Origin of the sequence: Brucella pituitosa (assembly GCF_965577835.1) — a bacterium.
GTDB classification, from domain to species: Bacteria; Pseudomonadota; Alphaproteobacteria; order Rhizobiales; family Rhizobiaceae; genus Brucella; species Brucella pituitosa.
This window is the reverse complement of record NZ_OZ264094.1, coordinates 703,055-720,785: the sequence shown is the minus strand read 5'-3', so window position 1 is coordinate 720,785 and position 17,731 is coordinate 703,055. Positions and strand designations below refer to the sequence as shown.

The following is a 17,731-nucleotide window of genomic DNA, read 5'->3' as shown; positions in this document are numbered from 1 at the left end:
TTTACCCATAGGGGACAGTGGGGGACTTTATGCCAAAAGGTAGTAACGCAGCCCTAATTCTGATAGCTGGCTGCAGCTTGATTGCATTGCTTTCTTATGGTAGCGCCGTGATCGCTCCAGTTATCTTTGCCTTATTCATTATAATTCTCGTTTGGCCGCTTCAACGCATCCTTTCATCAGTATTGTCACGTTATCTGGCATTGGTGATTACATTTCTTTTGGTGGTCCTTCTGCTGCTCGGATTTGGATGGCTGATCGCGTGGACTGTCGGACAGATTGGACGCCGTATATTGATTGATGCTGCACGATACCAGCTCCTTTATGAACAACTTCGGATATGGCTTGATGCACATGGCATCGCAGTCTCAGTTCTATGGTCAGACAATTTTAGTGTGAGCTGGGCCTTGCGTAATCTTCAATCAATAGGTAGCCGCCTGAATAATACGTTTAGCTTTTGGCTTGTGGCACTGGTTTATGTCCTGTTGGGGCTGGCCGAAACTGACGAGTTTAACTCTCGGATTAAACGACTGAAAAATCAAACATCCGCAGACACATTCGTTCGGGGCTGTCGTGTGGCCGCAGCGAAAATTCGACACTATATGCTGCTGAGAGCTGCGATGAGCTTGGTCACCGGACTATTCGTTTGGGTGTTCACCCGTTTCATCGGACTACCGTTTTCCACTACGTGGGGATTTGTGGCATTTATTCTGAATTTTATTCCGTTTGTTGGGCCGCTTGCAGCGACGCTTTTTATTACCGCCTTTGCATTCACCCAACTTGCTGTTTGGCAATCTGTACTTGCAATTTTCGTGGGCTTGAACGTTATACAATCTGTCATCGGTAGTATTCTGGAACCGCGTCTCGCTGGAAGCACCCTTTCATTATCGCCGGTGGCCGTACTTTTTTCGGTCTTTGCATGGGGCGCTCTTTGGGGGGTATTCGGAGCCTTCATCGGTGTTCCCATAACTATTGTTTTGCTTACTTTCAGTGCACAACATCCAGCGACCAGCTGGTTCGCTGAAATATTTGGCTTCCCCCCAGAACAAAAGCTGGAACGAGAGGAACGCCCTTCCCTGCAATAAGACCAAACAAACTGTAAAGACTACGCCGCGTACAATCATTTTCCCGGGAAGTCACAAGAGCCTTGGTATAAGCGCACTGACAAGCCTTATGAGGTTCCAGCGAAAACTAGGTCGTGCACTCATAAATAGTCTAGCTATTTGAATGGATTAGTGATTCAAATGTCTCGGATTTGGAGGTCTTTGATGTCACGTCGCCGCTATGAACTGACAGAACGCGAATGGTCGATTATTGCGCCGCTGTTGCCATGCAAACCGCGTGGTGTACCCCGCGTCGATGATCGCATGGTACTCAATGGCATTCTATGGCGCTTCCGCACAGGATCGTCATGGTCTGAAATCCCTGAGCGCTATGGTGTTGCAACGACTTGCTACAACCGGTTCGTTCGTTGGCGACGTGCTGGTGTCTGGGATCGACTGCTGGAGGCCGTCTCTCAAGCCTATGACGGTGATATTGTGATGATCGACAGTACCTGTGTCCGCGTTCACCAGCACGGAGCCACAGGAAAAAAGGGGATGCCGACGATGGTTGCATGGGACGTTCCCGTGGCGGCCTCACAAGCAAAATCCACGCGATTGTTGATGCAGAAGGCCGTCCGATCAATCTTTGCCTGACAGGTGGACAGGCCGCTGATTGTTCACAGGCTGAGGGGCTCTTAGAATGCATCAAAGAAGGCGGCACGCTGCTTGCGGACAAAGCATACGATACCGATACGATCCGGAAGACCGCAGCGGAACGGAAAATCTGGGCCAATATTCCTCCCAAATCAAACCGTAAGGACGTATTTGCGTTCTCGCCATGGGTATATCGCCAGAGAAACTTGGTCGAGCGCTTCTTTAACCGCCTCAAGCACTATCGCGGCATTGCAACACGTTACGACAAAAACCCGGCCAATTTCCTGGCTGCTGTCAAACTCATCGCTGTCCGCATCTGGTGCATCAGTTTATGAGTCTACGCCGTAAATCATAGGAACCGCTCCATCTATCGATCTTTACGCGTTTCCCATGCAAAACCGCTTCGTATGCTTGTTGGGAATGCATCAAAACCGGCTAAGGCCATTGCCGTCCAGATCTTGATAATGCGGATTTTGTCCTAACCGATTTGACACTGCTGTTCGCAGAAAACGCCTCGTCTTGTACACCAACTTGTCCAAATTGTAAGATCGAGGGGAAATATCACACTATGATATTCGCAGTTAACGGCGGTGACTTGATCTGTTCATCACGGTCTGGAGAAAATACTCCAGCTATCCTCTTTGGGCACTGAGCGTATCGTTGAGCGGCTTCCAGATTCTATAACGAATTTCAAAACCATCGTTCGCGTAAATAACAATCGGAAGCCGACTGTTATAGCGGAGCATGAAATTGTTACCTCTGACCGGCACAAAGGCTTTGTGGCTGCTATTCTGCGGACACGCCATACGCGTGCTTATCATGTGATCGCTTGCCGCGAGGGTGTAATAGTCGAAACCCCATCCATCGATGGTGCTTGTGTTTAAATTACCCGCAAACCAGCTAATGTTACAGTCCACCATCGCAATGCGACCGGCGATGATTTCAACTTTGGCATGCTGTTCCTCGTCGAGCGGGGGAAGATGAATAACATACCGTTCAGAACCAGCTGGCGCTGCGGGGAAAGCAGTAAGGTTTTTCTCAGATTCAGTCTTGCTCTGCGCAGACGCATTATAGGCGAGGCTGCAGCAAACAGTGAATATTGCGATCTGTAGAAAATGTCCGATTTTCATGAACACGATCCGCCCTTTGCAGGTTTAACAAGCTTGCTCATAACAGTCTGAATCATTTGTACGGGCGCATTTCGTCAATACGCATATTACTGATTATTCTCTTCACCTTGTCCAGGAGTGCGCCTTTCAAAATAGTGACAGGAACCTTCCAATACCGGCTTAACCGCTGGTGACAATAAACACAGTCATGTCATCGTATCAATCGACATTCAGCGATGTCGTTTGGATCGTTAAACCCGTTCCCAGACCAAAACTTTATCCATTGCACATCCTGGTGGTTCTCCTCAACTTTGAGGGGGTTGCAGTTGCTATAGATTGCCTACGTCAATCTTACCCTCCTTCTCTCGCTGCTTCCCCAGACGTTCCGTCATCCGTTGAATTACGAAATAAAGACCAGGCGTTAATAGCAAGCCGATCGTCGTCGCTGCGACCATGCCTCCGAATATTGTCACACCAACTGCCTGACGAGCGCCAGCGCCAGCACCTGAGGACAAAATCAGGGGAAGAATTCCAAGAATGAATGAAACCGCTGTCATCATCACAGCCCGAAAACGCTGTTCTGCACCTGTTCGGGCCGCCTCCATTGCAGTCAGTCCGGATTCACGTTTCTCCTTGGCGAATTCCACAATCAGAATGGCGTTCTTGGCTGCAAGGCCGATCAGCAACACCATGGCAATCTGAACATAAAGACTGTTTTGAAGGCCAAACAATTTCAGAGCTACAACAGCACCCAATAGTGCTGCGCCCAGCGAAAGAATAACCACTGCGGGCAACGCCCAACTCTCGTATTGGGCGACAAGGAAAAGATAGGCAAACAGGAAAGCCAGCGCAAAGACAATTGCTTCCTGACCGCTGCTTCTGCTTTCCTGAAACGATAAGCCCGACCACTCATAGCCATAACCTTCAGGAAGGACTTCGGATGCCAGGGTCTCAATTGCTGCCATGGCCTGACCGCTACTTGCACCCGGAGCCGGAACCGCATTGACCTGCGCCGACACCGAGAGATTATAGCGTGTTATAACGAAAGGTGCCAAGACCGTCGTTAGCGACACAACGCTTCGCAGCGGGACCATGGTTCCGTTTCGATTCCTGACGTGAAGTTTAAGGATATCTTCGCTGTGCGCCCGGAAGTCGGAGTCCGCCTGGAGATTGACCTGAAACACCCGTCCGTTCAGGGTAAAGTCATTGACGTATCGGGAGCCGAAATTTGCACCTATCGCGGCATAAATATCCGACACGCTCAAACCGAGCGCTTCAGCCCGCGAGCGATCAACATCGACATAAATTTGCGGCACGTTTGCATTAAACGTTGTAGCCGCACCGCCAATCTGTTTGCTCCGGTTAAAGTAACCAAGCAGCGCTCCAGCAACCTGAGCTATTTCCTCTGGCGGCTGCCCCTGCAAGGCTTGCAGTCGAAAATCAAGACCGCCCACTGCGCCAATACCTGCGATTGCAGGTGGAGCGAACACAGATATGTTTGCACCTGGAATCTGCGCAAACTGAGCTCGCAAAGCGTTGATAATATTATTGAGCTGCAACGCTTCAGTTTCTCGGTCTTCCCAGGGCAAAAGGGCAGCTACGGCCATGGCGCCATTCGGTGTACTCGTCGACTGCAGAATACTGAAGCCAGCAACCGTTATAACATCCTGCACACCTTTGGTTTCACTCAAGACTTTGCGAACATTCTCAACAACGAGGTTGGTCCGATCAAGCGAAGCTGCACTTGGCAGCTGGATGTCCACAAATAGCGCACCTTGATCCTCGTCAGGCAAGAAGGTCGCAGGCAGATTGACAAAAACGAGATAGGCTCCGGCAAAGCAAGCGATAATACCGGCGAGTGGTACAAACCAGTATTTCACCAGAAAACCGACGATTTTGCCGTAACCGGAGCGGGTTTGTTCCATAAACCGGGTAAACCATGCCAGTGGGCCACGCTTGAAACCGCTATCACCACGCCTGAGCAAGAGCGCGGCCAGAGCCGGGCTAAGGGTCAATCCGACGAAGGACGAAATAACAAGTGCGGATGAAATCGTGACTGCGAATTGTCGATAGAGTTGCCCGCCAATCCCTTCCAGAAATGCCGTCGGTGTTACGACAGCCAGCAGCACAAGCGTCGTCGAAATAATCGGCCCGGTGATTTGGCTCATTGCCTTGCGTGTTGCATCAACAACAGAAATATCCGGCGTATCGTCCAGCACATGCTTGACATTTTCGACAACAAGGATGGCATCATCGACAACAAGACCAATTGCAAGAACAAGTGCCAGCAAGGATATCATGTTGAGCGAATAACCAACGGCCAAAAGCACCGCAACAGCGCCAAGCATTGAGACAGGTATGGCAAGGGCCGAGATAAGTGTTGCTCGCCAATCTTGTAGAAAAATGAATGTGACCGCGAGCACAATTGCAAATGCTTCAAAAAGCGTTCGGGTCGTCAACTGAAGACTAGCTTCCACAAATCGGGTCGCATCGTAAACGACATGATATTGCAATCCAGCGGGAAATCTGGAAGACAGTCGCTCGAGTTCAGCCTGCACTGCTGTTGCTGTTTCGATGGCATTAGCGCCCGGCGATTGGTTTATTTGCAACATCGCGGATTCATGGCCCGCGAAACTTGCTCTGGATGCATAATTGCGCGCGCCCAGTTCAATTCGGGCAATGTCTCGTAGATATACCTTTGCGCCGTCCGCACCGGTGCGAACAATAATGGCTCCGAATTCATCAATGTTCCCAAGACGGCCTTCTGCAATAAGCGTAAACTGAAGTTCGGACCCCACCCGCATCGGAGGTGCTCCGGCCTGTCCAAGAGTTGCCTGAATATTCTGGCGCTGGATCGCGGATGAAACTTCATCAACTGTTATTCCCAGCGCATCCATTCTTTGCGGATTGAGCCAGACACGCATCGAATATTCAGACGCTCCGACAACACTCGCCTCACCAACGCCCCCAACACGGGAGATCGCATCGACAATCGCCGTCGTAGTAAAATTGGTGATTTCAAGTGCGCTAAGGCTGTCGTCCGGTGAATAAAAAGCTATACCCAACACGAAATCAGGTGAGCGTGAGCGGACGGAAACACCTTGCTGAGCAACCGCAGCCGGCAATCGCGAGATTGCCAGTTGTGCGCGGTTCTGCACATTGATTTGAGCAAGCTCGGGATCCGTGCCGACCTCGAATGTTACCGACAATATATACTGTCCGGCATTGGAACTTGTCGATGACATGTAGATCATGTCATCGACGCCATTGATCGCTGTTTCCAGCGGCCCGCCCACGACATCCGCAATCACTTCTGCGCTGGCTCCGGGATAAAAAGCTGATACTGTGACCGTCGGAGGAGCGATTTGTGGGTATTGCTGGATAGGCAACGAGAATATGGCAATCGCACCGGCGATAGAAATAAAAACCGAGATAACGATGGCTAGTCGTGTCCGTTTTACGAAGACTTCGGATATCATTGTCCGGCCCCCACTTCACCAGCGATGCGATCATGCGGCTCAACGCTCTGGCCGTCCGTAATCCTCTGAAGGCCTTCTACAACAATTGTTTCTCCTGCTTTTAAACCGTCAGCGACTGCCCAGTTATTACCTATCCGGGCACCCGTTACTATTGGGCGCCGGGAAACTTTATTATCCGCATTAAGCACGAAGACATACCTCCCCTGCCGATCCTGCAACACAGCCGACATGGGTATTATCGGCAAATCAATGGCTGAATCATCAAGCAGAGTGACAGCAACTATCTGTCCGGGAACCAGCAAATGATCCCCATTACTAAATATAGCGCGCACAGCGACTGTTCCCGTCTGAGCGTTCACCTCGTTATCGATGAATTGGATGCGCCCTGGTTGTTCATACTGGGTCCCGTTAGAGAGCGTCAGTGTAAGTCTAAAGCTTTCAGGATCAACTGTACCTCCCCCGGCCTCCTTTTGCCGAAGGTCCGTGAGAGCGCGGTCAGTAATAGAAAACACAACTCGGACAGGATCCAGTTGCACGATCCGAGCAAGTGGACCAGTACTTGGACCCACTAAATTACCAACCGTGAACAAGGATCGCCCTATTGTTCCGTTTATGGGCGATCTGACCTGAGTGTAGGAAAGGTTCAGTCTGGCAGTATTGCGCACAGCTTCTGCGTTTTGAACATCGGCAGTGGCTATATCAAAAGTGGCCTGTGCATCATCAAGGGATGCTTGAGACGCCGTGTTGCGATTGGCGAGAGTTCGCGTGCGAGACAAAGACTGGCGAGCAGCATTCTGTGCAGCTTGGGCGCGCGCAACTTGCGCCTCAGCCTGTGCGACGGCGGCTGCCATCTGGTCGGGTTCTATTTCGAAGAGACGGTCGCCAATTTTGACAGCCGCACCCTGTTCAAAGGTTTTTTCCTTAAGAAAGCCCGTGATGCGCGCCTGAATGTCAACGGATTCAATGGCCTCAATCTGCCCATTAAACCGCAATGGTGCAGCCGACGACGCTTTCTCAACTGTCTGGGTGATGACTGGCGGCGCAGGTGACGCAGAGGAACCTTGCTGCGCGATTGCGATCTGGGGGACCAGAAGCAGACATACAGCTAGTATAACGGTTGATATCGAAGGACCAAAAAACCTCATTATCACTTGCGCATCCTTTCGCGAGCCCATCATTGTGGCCGTTAATTCACGCATTCCGGGTACTTAAAGCACTTCCAAGATAAGCAATTCCTGCGATTAAGAGAGCTATTCCCGCAATTGAACCTGATGGCAGATCCCTTGTCAGAGGCCATTTGAGAACGAGAGCCGCACTGGCAGTCAATGCTATCAATCCCGAGAGCGTGAACCACCACCAGCCACCCTCAGGTCTGATTTTCATAGACATCGCAATCTGGAGGAAGCCATGTACAAATACGACAATGGCGATAAGGAGCGTAATAGCGAGAGCACCTTTAAGCGGATTTAGATAAATCATTACTCCACCAACCAGCTCCACCGCGCCCGACAATTCCTGCCAGACAAATCCGGCCCAACTTTTTACCCAAAGCGACTGGATAATCTTGACGACACCTATTGCCATGAGGACGAAGCCGAAAATTGTACTTGCTGCAAACTCGGAAAAGACCGGTAAGAGCAAGCAAAGGAACCCGCCCGCTAAAAGCAATATGCCAAGCCCAAGAAAACCTTTCCATTTCCGCCGTTCAATGAACTTGCGATTGATTTTCAGCAGATGATGAGTGTCCATCCCTCGACCCCTCGCGCCCCAGCGGGGCTATATCACTACTTTAACTTTCAAAATATTGTTTATATAGGCATAAGAACACGGTATCGTTTATTAGTACAGGATTCAATATCAAGAAGTTTAACACGGAACATTCAGCTGGCGTTCTCGAGTTTCACCCAACTTGACGATATAATACTCAAACGCAAACTAAGTTGCGTTACAAGCGCCTCAACAAGTCGGTCATCCTCCTTACCGGCAAACAACGTCGCGTCAATTTCAATTTCATTGCTACCCTCAATAAGCTGACTTTTAATAGCATGAAATCTCAGTTTCTTCAGATCGAGCGACTGGATCAATAGCGCTCGTACAGCAATTTCACTTTCGGCCGGGCACCGAAACTTCACAAGATAGAACTGCTCAGTTTCGGGCACAATGAAAGAATAGCGATCCACGAGCGTAGCAATTCTAGGTAAAGAAATGTTCAGACATACTATGAAGAAAGCTGTTTCAACAGCCAGAAACCAAAGGCCGTAACCCGTGAGTACCCCCACAGCTCCTGTACTCCATACAGTAGCCGCTGTACTTAAGCCTTTAATGCTGGCCCCGTCTTTGATGATAAGGCCAGCCCCCAGAAATCCGATACCTGTTACAACCTGCGATCCCATTCTAAGATCGGCTTGAAATCCGAAAGCCTCAGGAAGGGAACAATACGCTGCGGCTCCCAATGCAACGAGCCCGTGTGTCACAAGCCCAGAATGGCGCTGTTTTAATTGTCTCTCCAGGCCAATGGCAGACCCAAGCAGCAGCGCTACGCCAAGATTGAACATAATGGACTGCATCGCTATCAGCTCTGACATTCGATGGGATCTCCAGAGTTACCTTACTAAAGTCAAATAATCAGAGTTGTTCCGTTTTCTCGCGTGCGCCAAAAACCATAGAATTAAGATAGCGGTCTCGGGAGTCTTTTTGATTTGCGAATTTATGATTCTATATTTGAGAAAATTCCCTATATTTCAAAAGAGAATTTGTTAACTTTAGACACCTCTATACCACCTAAAACGCGATAAAAAAACCTATAAATAAAAAGGAAAACTGCAATTTGATACTTGAATTATCTCAGTGAAAGTTGTTTCATCAAGAAAATTTCGATCGCATACTCTCCTTTATCGACTGAGGGGTCAGATAACATGGGTTTGCTTGGAATATTAATGGGCCTCGCGCTTCTGATGTGGTTTGCGTACCGCGGATGGAGTGTACTTTTGCTCTCTCCAGTCGCTGCGTTACTTGCAGCGCTAATTTCCGGTGAACCACTTTTGGCTAACTGGACCTCGACCTTCATGACAGGCACTGCGAGTTTCGTGGCACGATGGTTTCCGCTCTTCCTGCTTGGTGGAATTTTCGGCAAGCTGATGGATGATAGTGGCTCCATCACCGCGATTGCACAGTATATGACTGAACGGCTCGGTGTGAAACGAACGATGCTATCTGTTGTCCTGGCATCAGCTGTTGTGACCTATGGTGGCGTCAGCGTATTCGTTGCCTTTTTCGTGCTGGTGCCTATGGCTCGCGAAATGTTCAAAGCAGCCAATATACCTGCGCGCCTTATGCCAGCTGCAATCGGACTGGGGGCCTTCACTTTTACCATGTCCGCGATGCCGGGAACACCGTCCACCAACAACGCAATACCGATGCCCTATTTCGGAACGACAACCTTCGCGGCACCCGGACTGGGGATAATCGCCTCTCTCATCACATTAGCTTTTGGCATGTGGTGGTTGCAACGCGCCGAAGCCAAGGCCAGAGCTGCCGGTGAAAATTACGTGGATGATGTCGGCGATATTGAAATTACAGAGAAAGCCAGGGAACAGTCGACCCTTTCAGGTGATTTCGATCCAGCTGAACTTGACAAGGGGGCTCGCACGGACCAACAGCCTCCGTTCTTTTTGGCCCTTCTTCCCTTGCTCGTTGTCATCTTTGTTAATTTTTTGATGGCGCTGATTATTCTTCCACGCATTGATTTTTCGTTTCTAGAGCAGCAACCCTGGGGCATCGATGTCTCATCGTCAATTGGATTATGGGCAGTTCTCATTGCTCTTGCTGCCGCTATAATCACATTGATCGCAGTTAATTTCAGTCGGCTTCGGGCTATCAGGGAGAGCCTCGACGCCGGCGCTAATTCTTCCGTACTACCAATCCTTACGATTGCAAGTCTTGTCGGGTTTGGAGCAGTTGTCGCGGCTATGCCTGCTTTTTCTTTAGTCCGGGATGCGGTTCTCGAAGTGCCCGGCGGGCCACTCGTTTCTCTAGTCGTTGCAATGAATGCACTTGCGGCACTCACTGGAACAGCTTCTGGTGGCATGGCTATCGCCCTCAATGCTCTGGGCGAGCAGTATATGCAACTTGCAGTCGAGTACGGCATCAATCCCGAGCTTATGCACCGTCTGACGGTGATCAGTGCCGGGACGCTTGATGCCCTTCCTCATAACGGGACGGTACTTCTACTATTGCAAATTAGCAGACAAACACATTCTTCAAGTTATCTGGATATGGTCATGACTGTAATTGTCGGTGTGATCATATCTCTTGTTGCGGTCTTTGTGCTTGGATCGATGTTTGGTTCCTTCTGAGCATATTCAGATATAAAGGAAGCGAAAATGAAAAGATCTTTGGTTCTCGCTACTCTCGTCCTCGCTGTGACGGTGAGCCCGGCCTTCGCCCATCTCAATCCGGCCGAACACGGCTCTTTTGCTGCGGGCTTCTCACATCCTCTGTTTGGAGTCGATCACATCCTGGCGATGGTGGCAGTGGGTCTGTGGGCATCCATGTTGGGGGGAAGAGCGCTTATTCTTGTTCCCATGAGTTTTGTGGGAGTAATGCTATTGGGTTTCCTGGCAGCACTTGGCGGCATATCGTTGCCATTTGTGGAACCTGTCATTCTTGCATCTGTCATTGTACTGGGTCTTTTTGTAGCTACCGCGTTTCATGCCTCCACACTGACAGCAGCGCTTTTAGTGGGTTTCTTCGCCTTTTTCCACGGCTATGCCCATGGAGGTGAGATTGGTGGAGCAGCGTTCCTATCTTATGGTGCTGGGTTTGGGCTTGCTACAATATTATTGCACGCAGCCGGTATCGGAATCGGTATTGGAGCCGGCAGAGTACTAGCCGGTGGTCCTGGTCAGGTTGTGATGCGGATGGCAGGTGGCATAACTGCCCTTGCTGGACTCTATCTGATGGCAACCTGATGTGAAACCTGCTTGCCGAAACAACGCACCCAGATTAAGCATCTGTAGAACATCAGGTTGATATGGATTTGCATAGATACGCCATGGGACATGGCATGATCCACCTCATGCGTCTTGTAAGTCCCAATCAACCGGTAGGAGCGTTCTCCTACTCGCGCGGACTAGAATGGGCTGTTCATGCTGGCATAGTTAAAGATAGAGAGAGCTGCGCGTGTTGGGTCTTTGGCCTGCTTGAACACAGTTTTGCAGCTCTCGATGCCCCCCTTTTCTTACGGATGATGAGCGCGCTGGAACAATACGATGAAACGGAATTCTTTCGATTAAATAATTGGTTGGCAGCAAGTCGAGAGAGCCGGGAAATCGAGCTGGAAGATCGCCGGATGGGCGAGTCTCTGTTAGCTATTCTCATTGAGCTCAATGTAGAGCGGGCTACAAATCTCTCTCCACAATGTCGTTTGACTTATCCCGCAGCTTTCGCGATCGCTGCAAATAACTGGAGTATAGCAACTCTCGATGCTCTGTGCGGCCTGATGTGGAGTGTGGTCGAGGGGCAAGTCACTGCCGCAATACGGTTGGTGCCCCTTGGCCATACAGCAGGTCAAAAAATCCTGATCGAAGCCCCCCTTTCAATCGAGCGCGCTATCGAAACAGCGTGTGGGCTTAACGAAGAGGAAATCGGCAATACAGCGCCATCATTGGCGATGGCCAGTGCATGGCATGAGACGCTCTATAGTCGATTATTCCGCTCCTAAACGGCGTTTTTCACGATATCGCTTGAGATTGTCTTCAGGAGTGGTCACCTCCGCTGGCGCGACTGGTATCAGCACCTTAAAGGCCTGCTGACCAATCAGCATGATCCATGTTACGATGACAAATGTAGAGGTCAGGACCGGCATTCCAATCGGCTTCAGGAAAATGGCAATGGAAGCCCATAGCCACGTTGCGATGACAGAACCGAAGATCGCATAAAGAAAACTGCTCCAGTTGAAAACAAGGAAAAAGCCACCAAGCGCTATTGCCGTGAGAGCCGCATTATAACCAAAAAGCCCATCCCGTATGGCTCCTTCCGGGCCACCAAAGGCGGCGGCCACCAAGGCTCCAACCACAGCGCCCAGCAGCCCCATAAATGCGCTTATTCGGGAATTAACTGCTATGCCTACGAGAATGACGTAACCAGTAATCCAATTATCCTGGAAGAAAATCTGCCCGATAGAAGTTCCAATACCCATATACCAGGTTGGAAGCATATAAGGGACCGCATAAGAAAACTGCTCTGGCGAAACCGGCTTTGCCATTGGACCAGCCTCTATTGCATCAAACTTAAGAATTGCGAATAAAAATAGCCAGCCAACAAGCACGAAGGGCATTGTCAGGGGTGCGACCTTATGCTGACCGAGCAGCGTAGCCATGCTGGCAAAAGCCATCGTCGAAAAGGCTGCACCAAACACAAGATATATCGTCATAGCGGGTGACGGCAGCGCTCCACTGCGAAAATCCGCACTCGTGAAAGCGATCAGAGCGAGGGCAACTAAAGCGCCGTTAAATCCGAACAATCCATCCCGGATCAGGCCTTTATCGGCCTTCAGAATAATTGCGGTCAGCGTACTGGCGACAACACCCAAAACACAGATTACCGCATAGATCCACGAGTTGATCAAAATAGCGAAGAGAATAACAAGGCCTGATAGCGGATTGTTTTGAAACACGACCTGTCCGATTCCGCGCAGTACCGTGTCAAAGAAAGCCCAAAAAGGGCGATCCCGGAACGCATTGAGTTGCATAACCTTTTACCCTTCTTATTGTGAACTATCGTATTCGTGTATCAGGAGCCGTGTGGATTTTAATTTCGCTTGCGACCTGCATCGTTTTTCTGAAAAGGCGAACAGGCTCCAATAAGATTGAGCTTTTCCAGGAGTTGTCCGGGAAATTCAAAGCCGAAAATCTGTCATCCCCCAAAGAATAAAGTGCAAATATTTCAGCATTGCTCCACTGAAGTAACCCGGAGTCCGCACGCCCGTAAGGCCAGCAACATCAGTGACTTAACGTGTCGGCTGTACTTACTTCAGATATTATACTCGCCTTATGTCTCGCGTTGCCCGCAGTTTGTCCGATAGGAAGTCCACTTCATTTTGTATGCGCTTTAGAACAGGAAATAACGCTGAGCCATTGGGAGAATGTCCGCTGGTTCGCAAGTGATTAGTTCACCATCCACCCGCACCTGATAGTTCTGAGGGTCCACTTCCAGCTTAGGCGTAAGACCATTGTGGATCATGTCCTTCTTTCGTATGGTACGGATACCTTTGACTGCGACAAGCTGTTTATTAAGCTTCAACTTCTCGCCAATACCATCGTTCAGTGCAGCCTGTGAAACGAATGTGACGCCCGTTGAACCAATTGCCCGACCTAACACACCATACATTGGTCGATAATGAACTGGTTGTGGAGTCGAAATTGATGCGTTGGGATCGCCCATGGGCGCCATAGCAATCATGCCGCCTATCATCACGAGACTTGGCTTCACGCCGAAAAAATCCGGCTTCCATAGTACCAGGTCGGCACGTTTTCCCTTTTCGATCGAACCGATCTCGTGCGCAAATCCATGTGTAATTGCTGGATTGATCGTGTATTTGGCGATATAGCGCTTGGCCCGGAAATTATCATTTCGACTACTGTCCTGGCTCAACGGTCCGCGTTGAACCTTCATCTTATGCGCAGTCTGCCAGCAGCGTAACGTTGTTTCGCCTATACGGCCCATTGCCTGAGAATCTGATGACATCATTGAGAACACCCCGAGATCATGAAGTATGTCCTCGGCCGCAATGGTTTCTCTTCTGATACGGGATTCTGCGAAAGCCACATCTTCCGGAATTTTAGAGCTCAGGTGATGGCAGACCATCAGCATATCCAGATGCTCATCCACGGTGTTGATCGTATAGGGACGGGTAGGGTTTGTGGAAGAGGGAAGTATATTTTCTTCACCCGCTGCTGTGATAATATCAGGTGCGTGCCCTCCACCCGCACCCTCTGTATGGAAGCTGTGAATAGTCCGGCCCTTCATTGCTGCAAAGGTGTCTTTTACAAAACCGCTTTCGTTAAGTGTATCGCTATGGAGAGCAACCTGAATGTCTTCTTCGTCAGCAACATTTAGACAATTATCAATCGCAGCCGGCGTTGTTCCCCAGTCCTCATGTAACTTCAGTCCAATCGCACCCGCACGGATCTGCTCATGAAGTGGTTCGGGCTTACTTGCATTCCCTTTACCCAACAATCCAACATTAATTGGCAAAGCTTCGACCGCTTCAAGCATCCGATGTATTGCCCATGGGCCAGCGGTAACCGTCGTAGCAAGGGTACCAACTGTAGGGCCTATTCCACCCCCGACCAGAGTTGTGGTGCCGCTCGCCAAAGCCTCTTCCGCCTGTTGTGGCGCAATGAAATGAATGTGAGTGTCAATGCCGCCTGCAGTGAGGATTTTCCCTTCTCCCGCGATAACATCGGTGCCCGGCCCTACAACAATATCTACGCCAGGCTGAATATCAGGGTTACCGGCTTTGCCAATACCCGAGATGCGTCCATTCTTAATGCCAACATCCGCTTTGATGATCCCCCAATAGTCAAGTATGATAACATTGGTAATGATCAGATCCGCAGTTTCAGCGGCTGGCCTTTGCCCCTGCCCCATACCGTCACGGATAACCTTACCTCCCCCAAAGGTCACTTCCTCGCCATAGATACAGCGATCCTCTTCAATCTCGATGATAAGTTCTGTGTCCGCGAGACGCAGTCGGTCACCTGTTGTGGGGCCATAAAGCTCAGCATAGGCCTGTCTTGAGATCGTCCCCATCCGCTTCTCCTAGAGTTTGCCGTTGATCTTTGCATTAAACCCATAGACTTCCCGTGCGCCGTCCAGAGCAACCAGTTGGACTTGCCGGTCTTGCCCCGGCTCAAAACGAACCGCCGTTCCCGCAGGGATATTAAGTCGAAACCCTCGGGACTGTTCCCGATCGAATACAAGCGCATCATTGGTTTCGTAGAAATGGTAATGCGACCCAACCTGAATGGGCCTGTCGCCAGCGTTCTCAACCGTTAGATTTCGTGTTTCGCGACCACTATTGAGTTCGATCGATCCGTTCTCGATAAAATATTCTCCGGGTATCATCTTCACCCCCTAAGGAATTGGATTGTGCACGGTCACGAGCTTGGTGCCGTCTGGAAATGTCGCTTCCACCTGAATATCGTGTATCATCTCCGGCACGCCGTCCATCACATCGTCGCGTGTCAGCAATGTCGCGCCAAAGGACATAAGTTCAGCAACTGTTTTTCCATCTCTTGCCCCCTCCAGTATCTCAGCAGAGATATAGGCCACAACTTCTGGATAGTTTAGTTTCAGCCCGCGGGCTTTCCGCCTTTCCGCGACAAGCGCTGCCGTAAAAATCAGGAGTTTGTCCTTTTCGCGTGGCAATAGTTCCATTCGCTCACCCTCTCGAAATCATTATGTTGCCCATATGCGCGGAGCGGCGGCCGACTTTCCCAGCCCGGCCTCCCGCAATATTTCCCAAACCTGTCTGAAGAATGCTTTCGCCTCTGACATGCGCCGCCCCAGATATCGACAGACAACAACGCGTTCTAGCTGAGAGATAGAGAATAGCCCTGCCGCCTTTTCACCAAGCGCTTCACGCACCCGATCAACAGCGCTTTCCTCTAACGGACCTGTATAGACCATCGTTCCCAATATTGGTTGCTCAGCAAGTCCGAATGAGGCATTGATAATGGCATCGCCTCCTGACAGACGAAACTGCTCAAACCATATCAGATGTCCATTTTTCAGTATTTTTGTGCATTGGTGAAATTGACCCGCTTTAAAAGTTTCGCCACAAGCCGGCCGACCAAAACTGATAAACTCCCACCCCAGATAAGTCGCATTTTCTGCCAGACTGATCGTGGTATTTATCGAGGCATTTGCACCGTCAAAAATTATGGTTTCTTGTGGCAAGTACTCGCATATACCACCGGATTCGACATCAATTTCTGTCTTTAGAAGACTACGGCCTTGGTTGCTTTTGTAAAACTTTGTTGCACCGGGTGTAGTAAGAACCGTGCGCGCATCACGACCGAGAAAACACCGCACATTCAGTTGATCGCCACCCGCCACCCCCCCAGGAGGATGAAGAACGTAAACATGTGCTGCACCGTCTGTTTCGGGATAAAATGGACGCTGCACAGCCAAAGGACCGACGTGCTGTCGTCGCATCAACCGTGTCGCATTGTGATTTTGCTCAAACCAAAGTTCAAGCTTGGCATGCCAACCTTCGACCATTAACAAATGCCACTTCAACGCTCGAGAAGAACTTCAATGCGCTAACGACGTCGAAAATAAATAGGCAATACAATATTTTTATCAGATTAACTCGACAAGATGATCTCGACAAGGTTAAATCTGTACTTGTGCCAATATATAATCACGAATAAATTCAGCTGTCATTATTTTTTGGAAATGATGGATATGCTGGTGCAAATTGCGACCGCGATCAGACATAATTCAAATGGGGTTCTCGAAAATGATGCACTTATGCAGATCGTGAACACAAAGAGTCTTCAGACCATCGCTACGATTAGTTTCACTTTTACAAACCGGTGAATTGAGTTGTGCACCTGAATGCCGGCGGACCAAGTTATTGCTTCAAACGCCAAATTCAACAACCTGCACATCACTCACCCGCTCGTTACTAAAATGAGCAGCGTCGTTTAAAAGCTCTACATTTCAAGCGTTTTATAATTGGCAGTATATCTCGGGAACAAACCGTTCGTGCGCAGTTAATTGAGGAATCTGAAATGGCATCACAGAATGGTCCACTACGGGTAGGAATAGGGGGGCCGGTTGGATCGGGTAAAACGACACTAACCGAAAGGCTCTGCAAAGCATTGCGCGATCGTTATTCGATCGCTGTCATAACTAATGACATATACACCAAGGAAGATGCGCTTATTCTTGTTCGCAAACAGGCTTTGTCTGAAGAGAGGATAATGGGTGTCGAGACTGGCGGCTGCCCTCACACAGCTATCCGGGAAGACGCGTCAATTAATCTTCAGGCAATTGCCGAGATGAACCGGAGAATCCCCGATCTCGATATCGTGTTCATTGAATCCGGCGGGGACAACCTCGCAGCAACGTTTTCTCCCGATCTGGCTGACCTGACCCTTTATGTCATTTCAGTCTGTCAGGGTGAAGAAATTCCTCGTAAGGGTGGTCCAGGCATCACCCGGTCAGATTTTCTTGTGATAAACAAAAGCGATCTCGCACCATATGTGAATGTTGATTTAGAGGTGATGCAAAAAGACACCGAACGGATGCGAACAGGCCGGCCCTTCGCATTTACAGATCTCATTCGGGACAAGGAGCTCGATACAGTGATAGATTTCATTGTAGAGAATGGGGGGGGCGCCAACTGAGTATGCCTCAAAAGTCTGGTCTGCCACAC

Annotated in this window: 16 protein-coding genes; 6 read left to right on the top strand and 10 right to left on the bottom strand. The window is 49.8% G+C overall.

The annotated features are described in order from the left end of the window. Window positions 1–29: 29 nt before the first annotated feature. Window positions 30–1,082, top strand: coding sequence for an AI-2E family transporter (locus ACSME1_RS22700; protein ID WP_105535021.1), 1,053 nt, complete (start codon window positions 30–32; stop codon window positions 1,080–1,082). A gap of 183 nt (window positions 1,083–1,265) precedes the next feature. Beyond that, window positions 1,266–2,029 (top strand): IS5 family transposase gene (locus ACSME1_RS22695; RefSeq protein ID WP_435655539.1). Its coding sequence is split into 2 segments (ribosomal slippage): window positions 1,266–1,587 and window positions 1,587–2,029, totalling 765 coding nucleotides; the frame shifts between segments, so codons are not numbered across the junction. A 297-nt stretch (window positions 2,030–2,326) separates the two neighbouring features. On the opposite strand, the gene eco is transcribed toward ACSME1_RS22695, so the two are convergent. The 5 genes from eco to ACSME1_RS22670 all read right to left on the bottom strand — a co-directional run bounded on the left by eco (window position 2,327) and on the right by ACSME1_RS22670 (window position 8,867). Then, the gene (gene eco / locus ACSME1_RS22690) at window positions 2,327–2,824 is read right to left on the bottom strand and encodes a serine protease inhibitor ecotin (protein ID WP_105706977.1); all 498 of its coding nucleotides are present in this window, start codon (window positions 2,822–2,824) and stop codon (window positions 2,327–2,329) included. Between the two features lie 308 nt (window positions 2,825–3,132). Continuing rightward, window positions 3,133–6,282: an efflux RND transporter permease subunit gene (locus tag ACSME1_RS22685; protein ID WP_435655538.1), complete on the bottom strand. Its 3,150-nt coding sequence runs from the start codon at window positions 6,280–6,282 to the stop codon at window positions 3,133–3,135. Then, on the bottom strand, window positions 6,279–7,481 hold the full coding sequence (locus ACSME1_RS22680) for an efflux RND transporter periplasmic adaptor subunit (RefSeq protein ID WP_435655537.1): 1,203 nt from the start codon (window positions 7,479–7,481) through the stop codon (window positions 6,279–6,281). The genes ACSME1_RS22685 and ACSME1_RS22680 overlap by 4 nt, the downstream gene beginning before the upstream one ends. Next, complete coding sequence (locus ACSME1_RS22675; RefSeq protein ID WP_105535018.1) at window positions 7,474–8,031, bottom strand: HdeD family acid-resistance protein; 558 nt, start codon at window positions 8,029–8,031, stop codon at window positions 7,474–7,476. The genes ACSME1_RS22680 and ACSME1_RS22675 overlap by 8 nt, the downstream gene beginning before the upstream one ends. A gap of 131 nt (window positions 8,032–8,162) precedes the next feature. After that, the gene (locus ACSME1_RS22670) at window positions 8,163–8,867 is read right to left on the bottom strand and encodes an MgtC/SapB family protein (protein WP_105706974.1); all 705 of its coding nucleotides are present in this window, start codon (window positions 8,865–8,867) and stop codon (window positions 8,163–8,165) included. Window positions 8,868–9,197: 330 nt separating this feature from the next. On the opposite strand from ACSME1_RS22670, the gene ACSME1_RS22665 reads away from it, so the two are divergent. The 3 genes from ACSME1_RS22665 (at window position 9,198) to ACSME1_RS22655 (ending at window position 12,004) form a co-directional block, all read left to right on the top strand. After that, on the top strand, window positions 9,198–10,637 hold the full coding sequence (locus tag ACSME1_RS22665; RefSeq protein ID WP_105706972.1) for a GntP family permease: 1,440 nt from the start codon (window positions 9,198–9,200) through the stop codon (window positions 10,635–10,637). Window positions 10,638–10,664: 27 nt separating this feature from the next. Continuing rightward, window positions 10,665–11,252 (top strand): HupE/UreJ family protein, encoded by a 588-nt coding sequence (locus ACSME1_RS22660; RefSeq protein ID WP_105706970.1) that lies wholly within the window; start codon window positions 10,665–10,667, stop codon window positions 11,250–11,252. A gap of 95 nt (window positions 11,253–11,347) precedes the next feature. Further along, window positions 11,348–12,004, top strand: a complete 657-nt coding sequence (locus ACSME1_RS22655; RefSeq protein ID WP_345772717.1) for an urease accessory protein UreF — start codon at window positions 11,348–11,350, stop codon at window positions 12,002–12,004. Here the strand turns inward: ACSME1_RS22655 and ACSME1_RS22650 are convergent. The 5 genes from ACSME1_RS22650 to ACSME1_RS22630 form a co-directional block, all read right to left on the bottom strand. Next, entirely contained in the window at window positions 11,990–13,033 is a 1,044-nt protein-coding gene (locus ACSME1_RS22650) for an urea transporter (RefSeq protein WP_105706967.1), read from the bottom strand. The two genes, ACSME1_RS22655 and ACSME1_RS22650, sit on opposite strands and share 15 nt — an antisense overlap. A 359-nt stretch (window positions 13,034–13,392) precedes the next feature. Beyond that, the gene (gene ureC / locus ACSME1_RS22645) at window positions 13,393–15,096 is read right to left on the bottom strand and encodes an urease subunit alpha (RefSeq protein WP_105706964.1); all 1,704 of its coding nucleotides are present in this window, start codon (window positions 15,094–15,096) and stop codon (window positions 13,393–13,395) included. Window positions 15,097–15,105: 9 nt separating this feature from the next. After that, window positions 15,106–15,411, bottom strand: coding sequence for an urease subunit beta (locus ACSME1_RS22640; RefSeq protein ID WP_105706963.1), 306 nt, complete (start codon window positions 15,409–15,411; stop codon window positions 15,106–15,108). 9 nt (window positions 15,412–15,420) lie between these two features. Then, a complete protein-coding gene (ureA, locus tag ACSME1_RS22635; protein WP_100557943.1) occupies window positions 15,421–15,723 on the bottom strand; it encodes an urease subunit gamma in 303 nt (100 codons plus the stop codon). 21 nt (window positions 15,724–15,744) lie between these two features. Further along, entirely contained in the window at window positions 15,745–16,569 is an 825-nt protein-coding gene (locus ACSME1_RS22630; RefSeq protein WP_105706961.1) for an urease accessory protein UreD, read from the bottom strand. 515 nt (window positions 16,570–17,084) lie between these two features. Between ACSME1_RS22630 and ureG the strand changes: the two genes are divergently transcribed. Beyond that, window positions 17,085–17,702, top strand: coding sequence for an urease accessory protein UreG (ureG, locus tag ACSME1_RS22625; protein ID WP_105706959.1), 618 nt, complete (start codon window positions 17,085–17,087; stop codon window positions 17,700–17,702). Window positions 17,703–17,731 lie beyond the last annotated feature (29 nt).

Excerpts from the sequence above, each read along its gene's own strand:
- ACSME1_RS22675 (WP_105535018.1), bottom strand. The coding sequence starts at position 8,031 with ATGGACACTCATCATCTGCTGAAAATCAATCGCAAGTTCATTGAACGG.
- ACSME1_RS22640 (WP_105706963.1), bottom strand. The coding sequence starts at position 15,411 with ATGATACCCGGAGAATATTTTATCGAGAACGGATCGATCGAACTCAAT.
- eco (WP_105706977.1), bottom strand. The coding sequence starts at position 2,824 with ATGAAAATCGGACATTTTCTACAGATCGCAATATTCACTGTTTGCTGC.
- ACSME1_RS22630 (WP_105706961.1), bottom strand. The coding sequence starts at position 16,569 with ATGGTCGAAGGTTGGCATGCCAAGCTTGAACTTTGGTTTGAGCAAAAT.
- ACSME1_RS22685 (WP_435655538.1), bottom strand. The coding sequence starts at position 6,282 with ATGATATCCGAAGTCTTCGTAAAACGGACACGACTAGCCATCGTTATC.
- ACSME1_RS22680 (WP_435655537.1), bottom strand. The coding sequence starts at position 7,481 with ATGCGTGAATTAACGGCCACAATGATGGGCTCGCGAAAGGATGCGCAA.
- ureG (WP_105706959.1), top strand. The coding sequence starts at position 17,085 with ATGGCATCACAGAATGGTCCACTACGGGTAGGAATAGGGGGGCCGGTT.
- ACSME1_RS22660 (WP_105706970.1), top strand. The coding sequence starts at position 10,665 with ATGAAAAGATCTTTGGTTCTCGCTACTCTCGTCCTCGCTGTGACGGTG.
- ACSME1_RS22665 (WP_105706972.1), top strand. The coding sequence starts at position 9,198 with ATGGGTTTGCTTGGAATATTAATGGGCCTCGCGCTTCTGATGTGGTTT.
- ACSME1_RS22650 (WP_105706967.1), bottom strand. The coding sequence starts at position 13,033 with ATGCAACTCAATGCGTTCCGGGATCGCCCTTTTTGGGCTTTCTTTGAC.
- ACSME1_RS22670 (WP_105706974.1), bottom strand. The coding sequence starts at position 8,867 with ATGTCAGAGCTGATAGCGATGCAGTCCATTATGTTCAATCTTGGCGTA.
- ACSME1_RS22700 (WP_105535021.1), top strand. The coding sequence starts at position 30 with ATGCCAAAAGGTAGTAACGCAGCCCTAATTCTGATAGCTGGCTGCAGC.
- ACSME1_RS22655 (WP_345772717.1), top strand. The coding sequence starts at position 11,348 with ATGATCCACCTCATGCGTCTTGTAAGTCCCAATCAACCGGTAGGAGCG.
- ureC (WP_105706964.1), bottom strand. The coding sequence starts at position 15,096 with ATGGGGACGATCTCAAGACAGGCCTATGCTGAGCTTTATGGCCCCACA.
- ureA (WP_100557943.1), bottom strand. The coding sequence starts at position 15,723 with ATGGAACTATTGCCACGCGAAAAGGACAAACTCCTGATTTTTACGGCA.